Annotated in this window: 11 protein-coding genes and 3 tRNA genes; 2 read left to right on the top strand and 12 right to left on the bottom strand. The window is 46.6% G+C overall.

Annotated elements, in window-relative coordinates:
• Positions 1 to 66 precede the first annotated feature (66 nt).
• The 4 genes from RH45_RS07980 to RH45_RS07965 all read right to left on the bottom strand — a co-directional run bounded on the left by RH45_RS07980 (position 67) and on the right by RH45_RS07965 (position 7673).
• Entirely contained in the window at positions 67 to 1026 is a 960-nt protein-coding gene (locus RH45_RS07980) for a glycosyl transferase family protein (RefSeq protein ID WP_008075896.1), read from the bottom strand.
• Positions 1023 to 1907 carry a uroporphyrinogen-III C-methyltransferase gene (gene cobA / locus RH45_RS07975; protein ID WP_008075893.1) on the bottom strand — a complete coding sequence of 295 codons (885 nt, stop codon included), beginning with the start codon at positions 1905 to 1907 and terminating at the stop codon, positions 1023 to 1025. Before cobA ends, RH45_RS07980 begins: the two co-directional genes overlap by 4 nt.
• Positions 1908 to 1915: 8 nt before the next feature.
• Entirely contained in the window at positions 1916 to 4525 is a 2610-nt protein-coding gene (locus RH45_RS07970; RefSeq protein WP_008075892.1) for a nitrate reductase, read from the bottom strand.
• A gap of 322 nt (positions 4526 to 4847) precedes the next feature.
• Positions 4848 to 7673 (bottom strand): hypothetical protein, encoded by a 2826-nt coding sequence (locus RH45_RS07965; protein WP_008075890.1) that lies wholly within the window; start codon positions 7671 to 7673, stop codon positions 4848 to 4850.
• Positions 7674 to 8066: 393 nt separating this feature from the next.
• Between RH45_RS07965 and RH45_RS07960 the strand changes: the two genes are divergently transcribed.
• Positions 8067 to 10904, top strand: a complete 2838-nt coding sequence (locus RH45_RS07960) for a hypothetical protein (protein WP_008075889.1) — start codon at positions 8067 to 8069, stop codon at positions 10902 to 10904.
• Between the two features lie 92 nt (positions 10905 to 10996).
• Here RH45_RS07960 and RH45_RS07955 read toward each other — a convergent pair.
• The 5 genes from RH45_RS07955 to RH45_RS07935 form a co-directional block, all read right to left on the bottom strand.
• A tRNA-Cys gene (locus RH45_RS07955) sits at positions 10997 to 11070 on the bottom strand.
• A gap of 13 nt (positions 11071 to 11083) precedes the next feature.
• Positions 11084 to 11170: transfer RNA gene (locus tag RH45_RS07950), tRNA-Leu, on the bottom strand.
• 63 nt (positions 11171 to 11233) lie between these two features.
• Positions 11234 to 11307: transfer RNA gene (locus tag RH45_RS07945), tRNA-Cys, on the bottom strand.
• 150 nt (positions 11308 to 11457) lie between these two features.
• On the bottom strand, positions 11458 to 11829 hold the full coding sequence (locus RH45_RS07940) for an MmcQ/YjbR family DNA-binding protein (RefSeq protein ID WP_008075887.1): 372 nt from the start codon (positions 11827 to 11829) through the stop codon (positions 11458 to 11460).
• Positions 11830 to 11852: 23 nt separating this feature from the next.
• Complete coding sequence (locus tag RH45_RS07935) at positions 11853 to 12197, bottom strand: HopJ type III effector protein (protein ID WP_008075885.1); 345 nt, start codon at positions 12195 to 12197, stop codon at positions 11853 to 11855.
• A gap of 136 nt (positions 12198 to 12333) precedes the next feature.
• Between RH45_RS07935 and RH45_RS07930 the strand changes: the two genes are divergently transcribed.
• The gene (locus RH45_RS07930) at positions 12334 to 13320 is read left to right on the top strand and encodes a sensor domain-containing diguanylate cyclase (protein WP_008075876.1); all 987 of its coding nucleotides are present in this window, start codon (positions 12334 to 12336) and stop codon (positions 13318 to 13320) included.
• Here RH45_RS07930 and RH45_RS07925 read toward each other — a convergent pair.
• From RH45_RS07925 to mmsB, 3 genes are all read right to left on the bottom strand, one after another.
• Positions 13317 to 15629, bottom strand: coding sequence for a methyl-accepting chemotaxis protein (locus tag RH45_RS07925; protein WP_008075874.1), 2313 nt, complete (start codon positions 15627 to 15629; stop codon positions 13317 to 13319). The two genes, RH45_RS07930 and RH45_RS07925, sit on opposite strands and share 4 nt — an antisense overlap.
• A gap of 182 nt (positions 15630 to 15811) precedes the next feature.
• The gene (locus RH45_RS07920; protein ID WP_008075872.1) at positions 15812 to 16570 is read right to left on the bottom strand and encodes an SDR family oxidoreductase; all 759 of its coding nucleotides are present in this window, start codon (positions 16568 to 16570) and stop codon (positions 15812 to 15814) included.
• Positions 16570 to 17484, bottom strand: coding sequence for a 3-hydroxyisobutyrate dehydrogenase (gene mmsB, locus RH45_RS07915; RefSeq protein WP_008075870.1), 915 nt, complete (start codon positions 17482 to 17484; stop codon positions 16570 to 16572). Before mmsB ends, RH45_RS07920 begins: the two co-directional genes overlap by 1 nt.
• Between the last annotated feature and the right edge of the window lie 27 nt (positions 17485 to 17511).

Below are 17511 nucleotides of genomic sequence, written 5' to 3'. Positions count from 1 at the left end.
CATTCCTTGTTTCGTACTCTTATCTACAAGAGACATAACAAGGAATGTGCCAATTAAAGAATCATCCTAAGATCCGGCGTCGCGACAATAGTCGACCCAAATTTGATACGCTTTTTCGAAAGCCTGTTCATAATCATTTATCTCGGCAAACAAAGTAGCGGCCATGGTCGATACCACTGTATTCGCCATCATGTTCATCTCGGTCGCATCGGTATTGAATAAGCACTGTTTCGGCATCGGGATGTCTGTCAGCATTCGTTCAGTCCAATAATGGGATTCTACGCCGCTCGGTGTACTTACCCACACGGTTTGGCTTACTTTAGGATTGTACTCTGATTCTCCCGACTGCCCTTTAAAGGACACGACCGCGTGACGAGTCAAACCTATTTCGCTTTCGACCTCAGCATGAAGCTGTTGGAATCCAGGGTGAAAACTGCCTCGCAGCCCAAGCTTTGCGCCACCTGGATTAAGGGCCCTCACCACGGTATTGATTGGTGTACGCAAGCCATAACGATTTTTCCAACCAATCATGGTCTCGGCTTGCGGTGCGAATTTATTCAAAGGTAAGTAAGCAATACCTTTTTCATCGAGAAGTTGTTTGGCAATGTCAGGACTATCGGCAAGTTCAATATCAAGGACTGAAAGATAGTCTTGTGCATGTAGGCGCCCTGCTGGCTTATCATGGTAACCATGGAGCAAAACCTTGTAACCCGAATTTGCGAGCAGTTTCGCCGCTAACAAATGCCAAGGCTGACCAGCGCTTTTTCTTTTACCTGCATAGCATGGCCAATCGATGTCGGCGCCTAAGTTAGGCACACGCGATTGAAATGCCTTCACAAACCCCGCGATTTCTTGCTTGGTTTCATTTTGCACCCTAATCAGCATCAACAGCATTGCCATTTGGTCATCGCCGCTTTTTCCGTCTAGGTATTCATCCATAACTTGATACGCTTGCTCAAAGGTTAACGGCTTTCGTCCTCGCTCACCTCGTCCTACGGTGCGTATACATTCCAATATTGCGCTCATATTACCTCTTGGGAAATCACTGACTCTACGGTCTTATTTAGCTCTTTCCTCAGTGTGACGACTTCCCCTAAGATAATCAATGCTGGGCTGACTCCTTTCAGTGCTTGTGCTGCTGTATTAAGCGCTTTTAATGTCGATACATAAACCTTCTGTTGCGGACTGCAACCATGAGCAACAATCGCGAGTGGGAAGTCTTGGCATAGCCCGTGTTCAATGAGCCCTGCTTGGATTTGCTGAGCTTTTTCAAGCCCCATGTACAGCACCAGTGTTTGTCCTGCTGCCAGTAACTGCGACCATGCAGGAAGTGACCCGGTCACTACTTGCCCTGTTACAAAGGTCACACTGCGAGACAAACCACGATGCGTAAGTGGGATATAAGAGGAAGCAGCACAACCGATGGCTGCCGTGATTCCCGGAATAACCTCAAAATCAATATTGTGCTTAGAAAGCAACAAGCCCTCTTCACCACCACGGCCAAAGATAAAAGGATCGCCTCCTTTTAATCTCACGACATTTTGTCCGAGCATCGCTAACTCTAGCAATATCTGGCTTATTTCTTCTTGTTTAAGGCTTGGTTGACCACAGCGCTTACCGACATAAACTTGCCGACAGTCGGCTGGCGCAAAATCGAGGATATCTCGATTGACCAGCCTATCGTAAACAATCGCATCGGCAGACTGGATCGCTTTGAGTGCTTTTATGGTTAGCAGTTCAGTATCATTGGGGCCGGCACCAACTAACGCAACTTTCCCCTTTCCCGAGCGGAATTGTTCGTTTCTGCTGCACCCATCAATACCTTGGTGTAAATGGTTATGGCAACTGAAGCGAGCGCTTTTTAAGCTGGTAGCGTCGCCTTGTTTATTTGGATACTGATGACTCATGCTGCCCCCTATTTATTTACGATTGCAATAGATTGACGCTGCGTAACAATTCGTTCGACTTGAGGCAAGCAAGAACCACAATTTGTGCCGCATTTCAGCTTGCTTTTAACTTGTGACAGATTCGAGCATTGTCCAGTCTCTAATGCCGTCTGTATCTGCTTCTCATTCACTCTAAAACAGCTGCATATGAGCTCTGAGGATTGCTGCTCTGAAACCAGATTAAGCAACGCCGAAAAGGTAAGCGGTTTACCTACTTGAGCTGACAACTGGGCTGAATCGACACAAACCGGTCTTTGTGAGACGAGCAGTAGCGAGCGTACAATTTTATCCTCTCCTGCCTCATCGTAACCTACTGCAACCCAACCACCGGCTACATCCAATAGTACTTGTCGTTGTGCTCCCGTCGTATCTAATTCACGAGCCTGTCGTTTTTCTACAGACAAGAGTGAAGCAAACCGCCAGATCCCGACTCGCTGCTCGGTTTGGAATGAACGATAGATAAAGTCATCGTGCTCAAATCGCTCACCAACATAAATTCCATAAGTTTTAGGCTTTGTCGGCTCAATATGCACCGATTGTGACTTGAACGCAGGCTGGCCAGAAAAAGGATCAACCCTGCGGCTTAATACCGAGTTAACTTCACTTCCCATTGCGTAATGACCAGCCCAATGCATCGACATGTAGAGCTGCTTATTAGATAGACCATCGTCTATGCTGGCTTTGACATGGATCCTGTGTTGATCTTTGCTCAACGTCACCAAGTCTCCCGCTGAGATATCGAGAAACGCTGCGGATCGAGAGTTCAAATAGACCATAGGTTCGGGTTCAGTTGCGGCTAAGTGGCTAATATGGCCAGTTCTTGTCATTGTGTGCCATTGATCTCGTTGGCGACCACTGTTTAGCCACCATTCACTACTAGAGTGATCTGTACTAGCCTTCGTAACGATGAATCTTGCCTTCCCATCTCGATGGCTAAATACGCCATTGGCATAGGGGTGTTCTTCTCCCCAGCGAGTTGGTTGCCAATTGTGGTACTCTTCATTGGTAATGTTCGCATACTGGGAAAGATTGAACAGTAACGAGCTCTGCTCATTGATTGCCGTCATCGCCGCATACTCACGAAACACATCAGCTTCACTGTTAAACGCAAAACCATTGGTCACGTTTTTAAGCTCGGAAAGTTTCTCCCCAGCCTCTGCAATAATCTGCCAATCAGGCTTTATCGCTCCTTTGGCGTCGATAAACTTTCGTTGTCGCGTTAAGATTCGCTCTGAATTGGTTACCATGCCCTGCTTTTCTCCCCAACCCGCAGCCGGGAGTAATAAGTCAGCGTATTTGGCAATATCAGCATCAGCGGTCACATCAGACACAATGACTAACGGGCACTTTTTGAGTGCTTGTTTTACATAATGGTTATCAGGCATTGAAACCACAGGATTGGTTGCCATGATCCAAATGACTTTGATTTTGCCGCTGGCTACTGCCTCAAACATGTCGACGGCTTTCAAGCCTGGTTTACGCGCTAGATTTGATGTTTGCCAAAAATCACTGACCAGTGCAATGGATTCGTCGTCAAAGCCACGATGAACCGCCAGTTGATTGGCCAAACCGCCTACTTCACGGCCGCCCATCGCATTTGGCTGCCCAGTTATCGAAAACGGCCCTGCACCTTTGTAGCCAATTTTACCCGTTGCCAAATGCACGTTGATGATTGCATTGCCTTTGTCCGCACCTTGCTGTGATTGGTTCACCCCTTGGCAGAACAAGGTCACGGCTCGTTTTGAATTTGTAAACCAACGATAAAATGTCACGAGTTGCTCTTGGCTAACCGCTAAAGTGTCACTCAATTGGGAGATCGAATATTGTTCTAGAAACACCTCTTTCGCCAACTCAGCAAGACCTAGGGTATGCTTGTCAATGTAACTTTCATCGACAAATCCCATATCTAAACAGTAACGAAGTAAACCGTTGAATAACGCAATATCACCATCGTTATTGATCGCCAAATGCAAATCGGCTTGTTGCGCTGTGACGGTCTCTCTTGGATCAATTACCACCATTTTTAGAGCCGGATTACGCTCTCTTGCTTGCTGAATTCGACGAAACAGCACGGGATGTGTCCATGCCGTGTTCGCCCCACAGATGATAATGAGCTCGGCGTGATCAATATCTTCATAGTTAACAGGGACAACGTCCTCGCCAAATGCGCGATTGTGCGCCACAACTGCAGAAGACATGCACAAACGCGAGTTGGTATCGATATTGGCACTACCAACCAGGGCTTTCATAAACTTGTTTGCCACGTAATAGTCTTCGGTTAGCAATTGACCAGACACATACATAGCGGTCGCATCAGGACCATGTTCATTAATAGTGTCGTGATACGCTTTGGCGATAATATTGGTTGCTTGCGGCCAATCTATCTCCTTACCTTGAAACTTTGGATAAAGTAAACGAGAAGGCATCGCTAAACTTTCGGCGAGAGCAGAACCTTTTACACATAGGGAACCATGATTCGCGGGGTGCTGTTTATCGCCAACGATTCCAAGTTGGTCGACTTCCACGCCGCAACCAACCCCACAATAAGGACACGCAGTTTTTGTCTTTTCTTTTGCCATTCTCGATTCCTACTCTTTTGTCAAAAAAATAAAAGCCTCTCCTGCTAGAGGAGAGGCTTCATTGCCAATGACGCTGTTGTTGTAATTTTCTGCAAGTACGCAGCAGACCTGTGCCGAACATGATGTTTCGAAACAAAACCAGCTGCATAGCATAGTCAGCAAAAGCGATGCCATGCATTCAGCTCAACAAAATCAGATAGTTACAGTAGCCAACAAAATAATAAGCACCAAGACTGGGCACAATTGCTTGTTCGATGTGCAAAAGCAAACAACCCACCAAGTTCTGGTGGGTTGTGTCATACGTTAAATTAGCATGAGAAGTTTAAAAATTACCCGATACAGACAGGAAGAACTGGTTTTTGCCCAACTCGTCATCCAGTCCACTGGCGTAACCTAATGTAATAGGTAGATTCAAGTTGTATCCCAGTCTCATTTCTATTGTGGTTGAAACTCCTATTCCGGTAAGTGCTTCATAACTGCCTTCGTCATTCCAGGCACTACCAGAATCCGCAAATAGCGTGGCAGAGATATCACCCAAACCTACAGGGTATAAGCCCCAGTTGCGCTCAACCCTTGCAAGCCACGTCGAGAATTCTACCCGTTGAGTAAAGTAGTGATTACCAGACTGAACGGTTTCGTCATAACCTCTTAGCCCTTGAGTTTCGCGTCCAAACAAGGCCAACTCGTCGCTAGTATCACTGCCGCCTAAACGAAATGGCTTCGCAGTGTCAGCGCTAATGCCGCCTGCTAGTCGCAACGCAATGGTTGAACGCCCGGGGAGATCAAAGGTTCCTTTCCACTGCCCTTGATACTTGTTGCCTTCATAGTCACTGCTTAACAAGTCGTTAGTTTCAGCCGTTAGGTCCATATAATGACCCCAGCCTACCCCCATTACATTTAAGTAGCTTTCGCGATTGTCAAAGCTGGCCGCGAGTCCGACTAATGTTTCTTCAAGCTCTACGTACGGGCGTACTGCAAAGCTCGGCGCCTTGGCTTCGCTCTCTCTTTCCCAATACAATCCAGCCGCAATAGAAAATTGGTCTTCAAACGCATTAAACAGGTGATTTCGTTGAATCAGAGCACTGTCATTTTGTTCGATTCGTTTCGACTCTCGGCCATCTTGCTTAAAGGTCGTAAAATCATGGTTGCGGCTCAATGTTACCCGCCAACGGTTGTCATAGAGGTAGCCGATGCTGTACTCCGCTAAGCTATTTTCTGTATCCCATGCCAAGCTCGCCAAATAGTTATGCCGACCTAATGCGTCTGAGCCGTTAGTTATGATCCCGGCTAAAGACTGATTCTCATCTAGGCTATAGACAGGTACCCACGTTCTTGGACGCAAGCTGCTCCAAGGAGTGTAACTTTCTGCCTCACTCTTTAAAGCAACATTAGGCGCCGGGTCCGGATAATTGTATTGCGCATTTGTTTGCTCAACCACAACAAGGTTTAATGACTCTGGCTGTGCCAATCGGCGCATTGTATAACCTTGGCTATCGTAGCTTTGGTAGATAAGTCCAAGCTCTTCGGACCAAATAGGATTAAACGCGCCGCCGATTTCTCGTGTTAATTGACTCGCTTTACCACTGTTGAGGTTAAGCTGATAAATGTTAAATATACCGTCGTAGTCAGCGCTATATACGACAGTTTCGCTATCAACATAAGCTGGAGAGTTCTCAACTGATTTACTGTTGGTAATCTTGCGCCACTGCTTGGTGCCTAAATCATATTGCTCCAAATTCCAGCCTTGCTGAGCGCGTTTGATACTGGCGACCACCTGCTCTCCATTTGGTGACACATCAAACCCACCAAGCACTTCATTGTTGTTGCCGCGCCAAATAAGCTGCTTATTCTCTGCTTGTTCAGGGTTAAGTAACCACAATTCACTCAATCCATCGACATTGCGGCTAGCAATGACTTGATTGCCACTTGGAAGCCAGCGCACCTCTCTAAATCTTTCGCGTTCAGTAATACGTTGCCATTTACCATCTTTGAAGGCGAAGAGGTCAGTAACGCCACGACCATCGGCATAGCTGACTAATCTAGAGACAATCAAGCCTGATTTGGGATGCGACGTAAGAGAAACGATCCCTTTACTTGGAGTAAGCGTTGCGAGTTCTGCGGATGATTGGTAACGAACGATTTCGTCGCGATCTTCGCCATTGCGAACATTAAATAAGATCCCCTTATCTGAACTTGCACTTACTACCTGCATAAAGGGTACCGTTTGACCGATTTGTACACCGGATACCTTTGCCTTTTCAAGTTGTGTAAGCTGCTGGGTAAAATGCCGCTGTACGCTCGCTTCAAACTCAGGCCACATATCTTCAAACGAATCGCCAAATACATTACGTGCTGTACGATTAAGTAAAAAGAAAGGCAGTAGACGTCGACTGTAATCCGTCAGAAACTGTTGGACTTTGTCTTCGCCGTATTTATTGACCAAGAATTCAACAAAGTACGCACCATATAAATACTGATAGCCCAAAGGAAATTCACGATTCGCGACAACGACTTGGTTTAAATTTTTCCACTCGCCCGACGCAACTTCCATACGCATTTGCATAGCATAGCTTGAGCCTTGCAATCGGCCATACCCAAGTTTCTCGTTGGTTTCGAGGTAAACGGCTAACCCCTCTAGCATCATCGACGGCGTTAAAGCGTGTGGATACAAAAGGACATTGCGACCAAAAATATTGCGTAGAAATTCCGGTGCGCCGCCGCCCATTTCAAGATGCATGATATGCACGTATTCATGTCGGATAAGTAGATGCAACCACTCGTCGTTACTTTCTAAGCCGTTCACATCATTGGGCGGGCTCATATACAGGCGGATCTGAGGATAAGGGAATACGGTTGCCCAGCCATTTGAATAGTCAAACTCGTCGACAATCACAATTTCAGTCTTCTCCTCTGGCTGATAACCAAAAAAAGAAGTGAGTTCGGAATGAACCTGCTCGGCGATATCGAGTGAGCGTGCCGCTTGAGCTTGATGCTCGGAGCGAAAGTGAATTAGAAAATGATCACTCTCTTGGGTTAACCACTGCTGCTCAGCTTGATCCCATGCGACAGACTCTGCCAAGGTAGTCGGTGAGAAGACAGGTAAAGTGAGCGAGGCCGCCACTGTGAGCGCCAGTACCGTTTTTTTCATTATGGTGATTCCATTCTTTAATGAATCATAAGCTTGCTGCAAATGTACACTGTATTATTGATATTGCAAACCTTACACTGGCTAACCATTTAGATAACCCCACCAACTAACTTTGTCTTCACTTATTGCTAACTACGGGGTTACAGTCCCATCTTTTCGTTTAATACATAGCAATGTCATTCGCAACAAAGTTAAACCTTATAAAACATAATGTTACACAAGCGTGAACATCTTCATTTCTGAATCAAGATCACCATTTGCGAAACGCATCACAACCATCACATTTATACACCTTCAATATGACTGCTCCGTCGAATTTATTGGCTCAACTAGATGAATATAAGTATCAAAATTATAGAGTCAGCGCAGATAAATAAATACGGAGAAATCCCCTTGGACTGGTTTAAATGCGCGACCCATTCATGGCGTCACATCCGCAAAGCAACGCCACGCAACCTATTGGTTTTACTCGCTACGATTTCACTAACTGCCTGTGGAGGTGGCGGAGGCGGAGGCAGTAACAGCGGAAACGGCTCTCAAGCAGTAGCGCCAAATTCACCCAACAGCTACCTCCCCACATCTAGCCAATCAAAGTGGTATTACTCTGATAGCACTGAGGGAACGTTTGCCACAACAACAAAGGTCGCCGGCCAGACAGCGCAAGTGATAAATTATCCAACGGGTGGCAAGGAGTACTTTGTAGCAACCGCTGACAGTATTTCTTTCGCTGGCTTTTACTCGCCTTCAACCTATGTCTCTGGCGTTGGTGATTTCACCATTGACTTTCGTTTCGATGAATCACTTCAATTACTTGGCAATACAACGCGCTCTACCAAGTTCCTGTCCACAAATGGTACCGCGAATATCCAGCCAACTTATGGCTCTCAGCCTATTCTTGTCACTGGCAACAGTTCAGTCATTGGCAGAGAAACTATCACTGTCCCATACGGTACCGTTGAAGCAACTCGCGTTGCGTTAGATTTGTTCATTAGCGCAACAATAGATGGGTATTCATTCAACATTCCTTGGAACGTCGAGCTTTGGTTCGCGGAAGATATTGGTATTGTTCGCCGCAGCCAAAACGGTCAAACCATTGAGTTAACGCGCTTTTCAGCGCCGGACCTAGATTCTGGTGACAACGACACATCTCCAACAGAACCTACCGAGCCAACGGAGCCTACAGAACCAACTGAACCTACAGAACCAACTGAACCTACAGAACCTACAGAACCAACCGAACCAACTGAGCCTACTGAGCCTACTGAGCCTACTGAGCCTATATTAGACACAGATGGTGATGGTATTAGCAATAAAGATGATACGGATGATGACAACGATGGTGTATTGGATGTCAACGATCACTACCCGCTCGATCCAGCTCGTCACGATAAACTTAAAGCAAGCCTCACAAGTACTAGCCTGTCTCACACGATTGGTTCTTCAGTGAAAGAGGTTAAAGAGCTTTCAATTACCGGAACTAACATCGAGTGGCTGCTACTCGACAGCTCTGGCTGGCTGGCAATTAGTGAAAGAATCGGCACCGGTAACACCCTAGTCGAGCTTTCAATCATCGACCACAACCTCGCACCAGGCTCATATTCAACCACTATAACGTTGTTTGATAAAACGGATGGCTCAGAATCGAAAATCCAAGTCTCCGCTGAGTTTGCTTTGCCAGAATTAACGCTAAGCAAAAATAGCGTTACACTCGATATTTCAGATGGGTTTGAACAAGTCTCTGACAGCCTTGATGTGAGCTTATCGACGGGAGAGCGCATTCACCCCATCACAGTGTCACTTCCTGCAGGTCTGCACTCTTCCACCATTTATGCGTCAAACACCGCTAAAGCGCTCAATGTGAATCTGTCCTCAATAGAGAGTGTGAAGGAAGGCCTTAACACCTTTACCGCAACAGCTTCAGCCCAAGTTGGTGAACACACGATCAACAAACAGTTTGATGTAAACGTGCTTGCCTCTCGTCACGCGCTTGTTGTTCCGGATCGCGGCGTCGCATTGACAAAGTTTGCTACCAAGCAACGCCTTAGCGCTGAAATCGATATCTTAGATAGTTATGGATTTACCGACACACTTTGGACAGCCTCAACGGAAGCTCCTTGGTTGACAGTAACAACCTCTGGCACCACGGCCGATAAGTTGCAACTTTCTGCGGACACTAGCGGCTTAGCAAGCAACCAGCTTCACGAAGCCGAAGTTATTGTGGTATCAGATGACGCGAGTATTGCTAACAGCAATAGTATTCGTGTCAGCCTTTGGGTTGGCGATACCGATCCAGCCGAGAAGCAAGTGATAGCCAAAAAGGCAATCAATGTCGCAGCTGACCCAGTTAGACCTTACATCTATCTTAACGATGGTTCCGCCGATTCTGCTGAAATCAGCGTTTACCATAGCCATACGCAGGAATATATTGCAGGGCTATCACCTGGCGCTACTCACCAGTTTGGTGACATCAAAGTGAGTGAGGATGGAAGATGGTTGTACAGCGGATTGGATGGTAACAGTATTGCTGTCTTTGATCTAACGACCTTTGACCTACACACTATCTGGTCAGGTAATGATGGGCTCGCAGAGATGTTTACGATAACAGAGCCATCAGGCGTACCCCTGATTGTTGCTCCTCGCGGTAACGTGTACCACGCCAATACGGGAACACGTCTCAATGTGCGAGGTGATGGTCAATGGTTATCAGGCATTGCATGGTACCAAGGGGATAACATCCTCGCATCAAGCCTGTTTGGTAATCGCTTCTGCGCTACAGAATCTGGCCTATCGCCGTACACCTTGCACTGTTATGAACTTACTTACAACAGCTACCTCGACGACGTAAAAGTAGAACATATCGCTACAGCGCCACACGGTACAGATTCGTTCGCTACCGGCTTAGCCATCAGCAACGATGGTAGCGTGGTCTATCCGGTTGGGTCCTCGCTACTCGGTCTCGATGTCGATAGCATGCAGGTTAAGCAGGTATTTACCACCGACGGATACGCCGCAGGCTCAGCAATGGGCGAGAACAACGAAGTTCATGCCACCACAAGTAACTACTATGGTGATAAAGATGTGTGGATCTTCAGGCCGGATGGCTCACAGCGTTACAGCGGTGACGCATCAGGCAGTCACAATAGTATTTACAATGAGCTTGCTGTGTCAGGCGATGGCTACCAGACTTATGTCATTGATGATACGCAACTCATCATTATGAATAGCTATTAAACAGCAATGCCCAGTCGTTTGACTGGGTATTTTTTTATCAAGCGACTGCCAAATAAAAAAGCCCCGACATTTCTGTCGGGGCTTAGAAATAATGGAGGCGCGTCCCGGAGTCGAACCGAGGTCCACGGATTTGCAATCCGCTGCATAGCCACTCTGCCAACACGCCTTCAAATTTGAGATGGTGCCCCGGGCCGGACTTGAACCGGCACAGCGCGAACGCCGAGGGATTTTAAATCCCTTGTGTCTACCAATTCCACCACCAGGGCACACAAATTTCTTTGTGATGCCGTTTAGAACAATAAACACCATCTAAAATGAGATAAAGAAAATGGAGGCGCCTCCCGGAGTCGAACCGAGGTCCACGGATTTGCAATCCGCTGCATAGCCACTCTGCCAAGGCGCCCTTTTCTTTCAACGCTTTAGGTTACCCACCGCTGCGTTCGCTGCATACTTTACGGATTGAGCGATGAGAGTCAAACAAAAATCTCATATTTTCGTTTGTTTGCCGACAATTACATCAAATAGCTGTTTGTTTGATCTAATCAGTCAAAAATCACGCGCTCTGGTCCCCTCCCGCTGCTAAGAAAACTCTTTGCGCCTTAGGAAGTTTACTCACGACCAGATCGTATGAACGTTCACACAAATCCTTTATTAAGCCATCTTCCGCATCCCCTGGGTAATAAACAGTCACCCAGTGACGCTTATTGGTGTGATATCCGGGAGTAATATCGTTGAACTGCGAGGTTAAGACTTCTCCATCTTCCGGCTTCACTTTTACCGTAACGTATTCACGCCCCTCTCGCATCGCCAAGATAGCAAACATCTTACCTTTGACCTTAAACACTAATGCATCCGGACCGAAGGGAAACCCTGACTCTGCGCATACAAAGGTATCTAAATACTGTTCTAACTCTTGATTTGTCATCTGTTATCACTCCCGTGAATAAGCTACTTAGCCGTTAACGCGTTTGCTTCGAATTTTATCCCTTGCCAGCCAGATTGAATAAAGTTGCGAATATTGGCGTGGTCACTCCCCTCTGGGTTTCCTAGCACATCTTGGCGATAAAATTTGCCGAAACAGGCGAGCGTTGCGTCGACACTCAAGCTATTTAGGGACGCAAAAGAAAAGATTTTGCATGAGCCATTATTCTGCCCCGCCTCATTTCGAGTATCACCATTAGTAAAAGCCGTCGGCGTAAAGTCATAGTTATCATCAATTACTTGCATCGTCTGCTCAAACTCTACTGCCGAAGGTTCATGATTTAGCAATTCAAGAAAGCGATTCAATTCCATTTGTGGTTCCATGTGTGATGTTAAAAACTCAGTCTATGATATTGATTAAAAGATAAAAAGGATTGATTGAAAGTTAAATTGCTTTTAAACGATCCTATTATTAGAGTTAGAGGTAATAAACTTTTGGGGGAATAAAATGCTAGATACCCAACTTTGCTTGAAGCAGTACCAAACCGAGTTGGTCGATTTGTCTAAGTGGCAGGAAATCGTTGATCTCCTTTCGGAGCTTTATAACTCTTCTACTGGTGCTATTGTTCAGTTTCGTAACCAAGAGTTTAATGTTGTTGTATCAAGCACCAACGAAGATAACTTTCTGCCAGCCGATACCACTTGGCCTTGGGAAATGCAGAGCTTTTGTCGCCACGTCATGGAAACGAGAGACGACCTCTACGTAAAACACGCTGTCGGTGACGAATACTGGCGCAACGCACCTCCTGTCGCCCAAGGGCCCGTTCGCTCTTACTGTGGTATTCCGATAACTTGGCCAAATGGTGATTTATTTGGAACCATCTGCGTCATCGATACCAAACAGACCAAGTACCCTAAGACTCTGACGACCTTACTCAATCAAATGGCGAGACTCGTTGAAGCCGATATTTCAACAGCCTGTCAGCTCGAAGAGATGAAACAAATGGCTACTCGCGATGAGTTGACCGACCTGTTAAACCGCCGCGGTTTTAATCTGGCAGCTGCGCAAAAACTTAAAGATACGCGTCATAACAACCAACCTATCGCGCTGTTTTATATCGATATCGACAACCTTAAACAGGTTAATGATAATTACGGTCATGATGTAGGCGATCATTGCATCTCAGCTTTAGCGCAGTCACTCAAGCTAATTATCAATGAAAGTGACATTATTGCCCGGGTGGGTGGTGACGAGTTCATCGTAGTGAGTACGGTTGAAGGGGAAAAGGACATCGACTATTTGAAGCAGCAAATTACTGAGTCCTATCATTTTATCGTGCATAGCGAGGACGAAATCAAGGACACAGGATTGAGCATTGGTGCTTACTTCTGTCCTTCATCCAGTTCATTATGCATGGAAGAGCTCGTCAACCTGTCTGACCAAGTGATGTATCAGGTCAAACAGAGTAAACGAGCGACTGAGAAGAGCAGCTAATACTTAAACTGGTCAACTTCTTGGTTCAGGTCTTGAGCTTGTACCGATAGTCCTTGTAATACGTCATCCACGTCATTGACTTGCACTGACACCGCTGAAGACGCATCCGCAATCGAAGTGATGCTGCCACTGATCTCATCGGTCACGGCGCGCTGCTCTTCGGTTGCCGCGGCTATCTGAACATTCATTTCATTCAGCTCTGTTAGCATGGTTACGATTTGCTCTAACATCCCAGTGTTCTCGTCACACGTATCGACACCCTTCGCCACCGTCAAATTAGCATTTTCGATACTCTTCGACACATCAGTGGTTTCACGTTGAAGTGATTCAATTTTCTCGCGAATTTCTTCAGTCGAGGTTTGGGTTCTCGCAGCCAGTGAGCGTACTTCATCGGCGACCACCGCAAAACCTCTACCTTGCTCACCCGCTCTTGCTGCCTCTATCGCGGCGTTTAGTGCGAGTAAATTGGTTTGCTCAGCGATACCTTGAATTACATCGAGTACTTCCGCAATCGAGTTGGTTTCGTTGTTTAGGCGACCAATGGCGTCAACCGCCGTTTGCATCTCTTGATTTAGCTGACCGATTTCCGTCCCTAAACTTCGACCGACATTAACGCCTTGGCTACCAGTCTCGTTGGCGTTTTTCACAAACTCTGCAGCACGGGTAGCAAACTGAGCAACTTCTGCGATGGACGCGCTCATTTGATTAACCGCCGTCGCGACAGACTCTGAGCGGTGGTTTTGATCGTCAACCGCATCACGAGTACTGTTCATGTTATCCGCCATGCTGTTGGTGTTGCGATTTAAGTCATCGGTTGCCTGAGCGAATTTGCCAATAATGCTTTGTAGGTGGGTAAACAAACCATTGAGTGATATCGCCAGCTCAGTCATCTCATCTTTGCCTGACACTTCGAGCCTCTGTGTCAAGTCATTGTTTTTACTGATGTGTTGGATTTTCTCGCTGGCAATTTTTATCGGTTGAGCAATGCTGCGGCCAAGGAAGTATGAAATCGCAATCGCGACCAACACGATCACCACTATGCTGGTTAACACCGTAACGACCATCGCACTGATTAAGCCGCCGACGTCTTTTAGCGCTTCATCTTTATCTATTTCCGTCAATATCCCCCAACTCAATCCTGCAGCGTTGACCGGAGCGTAGGCCGACAACACACCTACACCTCGATAATCGGTCACTACGTCAGAACCACTTTGCCCTCTAAGAGCGGCTTTTGATGTCGGTGTCGAGACTGGTTTTCGTCCAATGGCCGACCCTTTACCCCGAATTTGTGCCAATGTAGCACTTGCCATCCCTGCTTGCTCCATAGCAGCAAAATACTGCTCTGGGTCTTCCATCAAAAATCTCGACTCACTTCTTAACAGTCCATCAGGACCAACTAAATAGCTTTCGCCACTTTCTCCAAGCCCCGCATGGCCCCATTTACCGTTAAAAGTCATGATGTTATTGATCTCATCAACTGGCATTTGAAAAATGAGTACACCAAGCGTCTGACCATCTTGCTTAATGGGGGTCGCGATAAAGGAGGCGGCGGCTTGGTATGAGGGGTAATAAGGCGCGAAATCCTCAAGATGGAATTGGTTTTGTCCCTTTGACATTGCGCTGTTGTACGCTTTAGCAATACCACTGCCCGCGTACGGTCCTTGTTTTAAGTTAGTCGCATAGTCGAGCTCTTTAAATACTGAATAGACCACATTGCCTTGTGGATCGACTAGGAAGATATCGTAATAGCCAAATTCTTCGAGGAATCCTTTAATGCTTGGGTGATATTTGGCGTGTACTTGGTCATAGTCGGTACCGAGGCTATCGGACATAAGTTGGTGTTTCTCACCCAAGGGATTGCTGTTAGCACCGATGTAACGAGCTTGAAGGGCTTTCGCACGCGAGGAGAGCATCGCTAGCTTTTGCATTTCATTCGCAGCCGCTCCGCCATTTGCTGAGCGATAGGTTGCGCCAAATTGAGTCTGGTAGTACTGACTTAGTGCTCCGATGTCACTTTCCTTTACTCTCTCCACCGGATAGCTAGCGAAGGAATCACTGAATGCGCTAATCGCATCTTGTACCCCGACCGAATTTGCCGTAGTAATCAATTGACCACGGATCTGCTCAAAATAGAGCTCTATCTCGTGTTTCTTAATCTCTCTGACGGATATTAGTTGCTCAGTTGCTCGCTTATATAAAGCTTCTTCCGACAAGGCTGCAGAGCGCCAACCCACAATCACCCCCGTCGCAATCACTGCTAATGTGCACAGTAAAGTCGATGCCGAAACTATTTTTGTGGCAATTTTCATATCGATAACCTCTTAACGGAAGTTCCCTATCCGTTTGTCCAGTTCGAGGAAAATAGCCAATTGACGTCACAGTTATTTATGCAAGTAGTGATATAAGTGTAAGCAAGCAATCGTGAGTTTTCTCAAAATTTGCTAAAAAACGAGCAAGTTTTCTGTTTTGAAGTGATCGATTACACTTCAATCTACATATAAACGCCTCCGTCCACCTCGATGACGCGCGCATTAACATACTCGTTCTCTAAAATGAATTTCACAGTGTGAGCAATTTCGTCGGCCTGTCCCATTCTCCCTATGGGGATCATTCGTTCTAAGCGTTCTCTTGCTTCAGGCTTCATTTGACGTGTCATGTCCGTTTCAATCACGCCCGGCGCAATGGCAACTGAGCGAATGCCGTAACGTGCCAACTCCTTACCCCAAGTCACCGCAAGTGTCGCAACCGCCGCTTTAGAGGCCGCATAGTTTGACTGACCGATGTTCCCCGCTCGTGCAACGCTAGAGATATTGATGATCACCCCTTTACGACCGCTATTAATCATCTGAACAGCGGCTTCTCTGCCGCATAAGAAAGTCCCCGTGAGGTTAACGTCTAGCACTGAATTAAACTGCTCTAACGACATCTTACTTATCTGACCATCTTTCACTTTAACCAGCAGGCCATCACGCAAAATGCCTGCATTGTTAATCAGTCCATCAAGCTGACCAAAATCGGTGACAATGTCACTGAAAATTTTCGTCACTTGCTGTTCATTGGTAATATCAATACAGTAAGTTAGTGCTTTAACGCCCAGCATGTTGCATTGAGTTTTGGTCTCTTGAAGAGAGGTATTGTCCACGTCAACCAGTGCTAGCTCAGCGCCCGCTTGTGCCAAGGTAATCGCCATCATTTGTCCTAAGCCACGCCCGGCTCCAGTGATCGCCACGACACTGTTTTTCAGTTCCATCATTTCACCTCTTTTTTGGTCGATTGATAGAAACGGAACAAACTTGAAAAATCGAGTTCCTCATTACCGCCAGCATTATGAAAGGCATACAAATTGCGCGCGAGTGCGCCCATTGGCACAGAAGATTGGCTTTTGGCAGCCGAATCGAGCCCTAAGCCTAAGTCTTTAAGCATCAGTTTACTCATAAAGCCCGGTTGATAGTCATGACTTGCAGGTGCGTTTTCCATCACACCTGGGCAAGGGTTATACAGCTCTAACGCCCAATTTCGCCCTGAACTTTGCAGCATGATCTTGGACAGTACATTGGGGTCTAACCCATTATCAATGCCTAAATTGAGCGCTTCACACGTCCCAGACATCAAAATACCTAACATCAAGTTATTACAGATTTTAGCCATTTGACCATCGCCCGCTCTCCCGGCGTGAAAAATGTTCTTCCCCATGTGTTTGAGCACTTGCTCTGCTCGGTCAAACGCTTTAGCTCCCCCGCCTACAATGAAGGTTAATGTCCCCGCTTTCGCACCTGCAACACCGCCAGATACTGGTGCGTCAACAAAATCTAACTGTTTCTCTTTTGCGTATTTAGCAACAGTGCGCGCCGATTCAGGGTCTATGGTGGAAGAATCTATCAGTAAGGTTCCTGACTTCACTAAGTTAACCAACCCGACACCACCATGATGATCACCGAGGTAGACGGAGCGTACATGTTCGCCCGCCGGTAACATGGTGATGACAACATCGGCCCCCTCAACGACAGAACTTACCTCTTCACAGGCTATAGCTCCGGCTTTGGCGAGCTCGTCTACCGATGATTTTACTAAGTCGAAAACGCGAACATTACAACCTGCAGATAACAAGTTGTTGGCCATGGGCGCCCCCATATTACCTAAGCCAATAAACGCAATAGTACTCATATTCCAATCCTCATCGTCCTTGTTTAC

The sequence above is a fragment of the Vibrio sinaloensis DSM 21326 genome (assembly GCF_000189275.1).
Classification (GTDB): Bacteria; Pseudomonadota; Gammaproteobacteria; order Enterobacterales; family Vibrionaceae; genus Vibrio; species Vibrio sinaloensis.
Note: the sequence above shows the minus strand (reverse complement) of the source record. Positions and strands in the feature narration are given on the sequence as shown.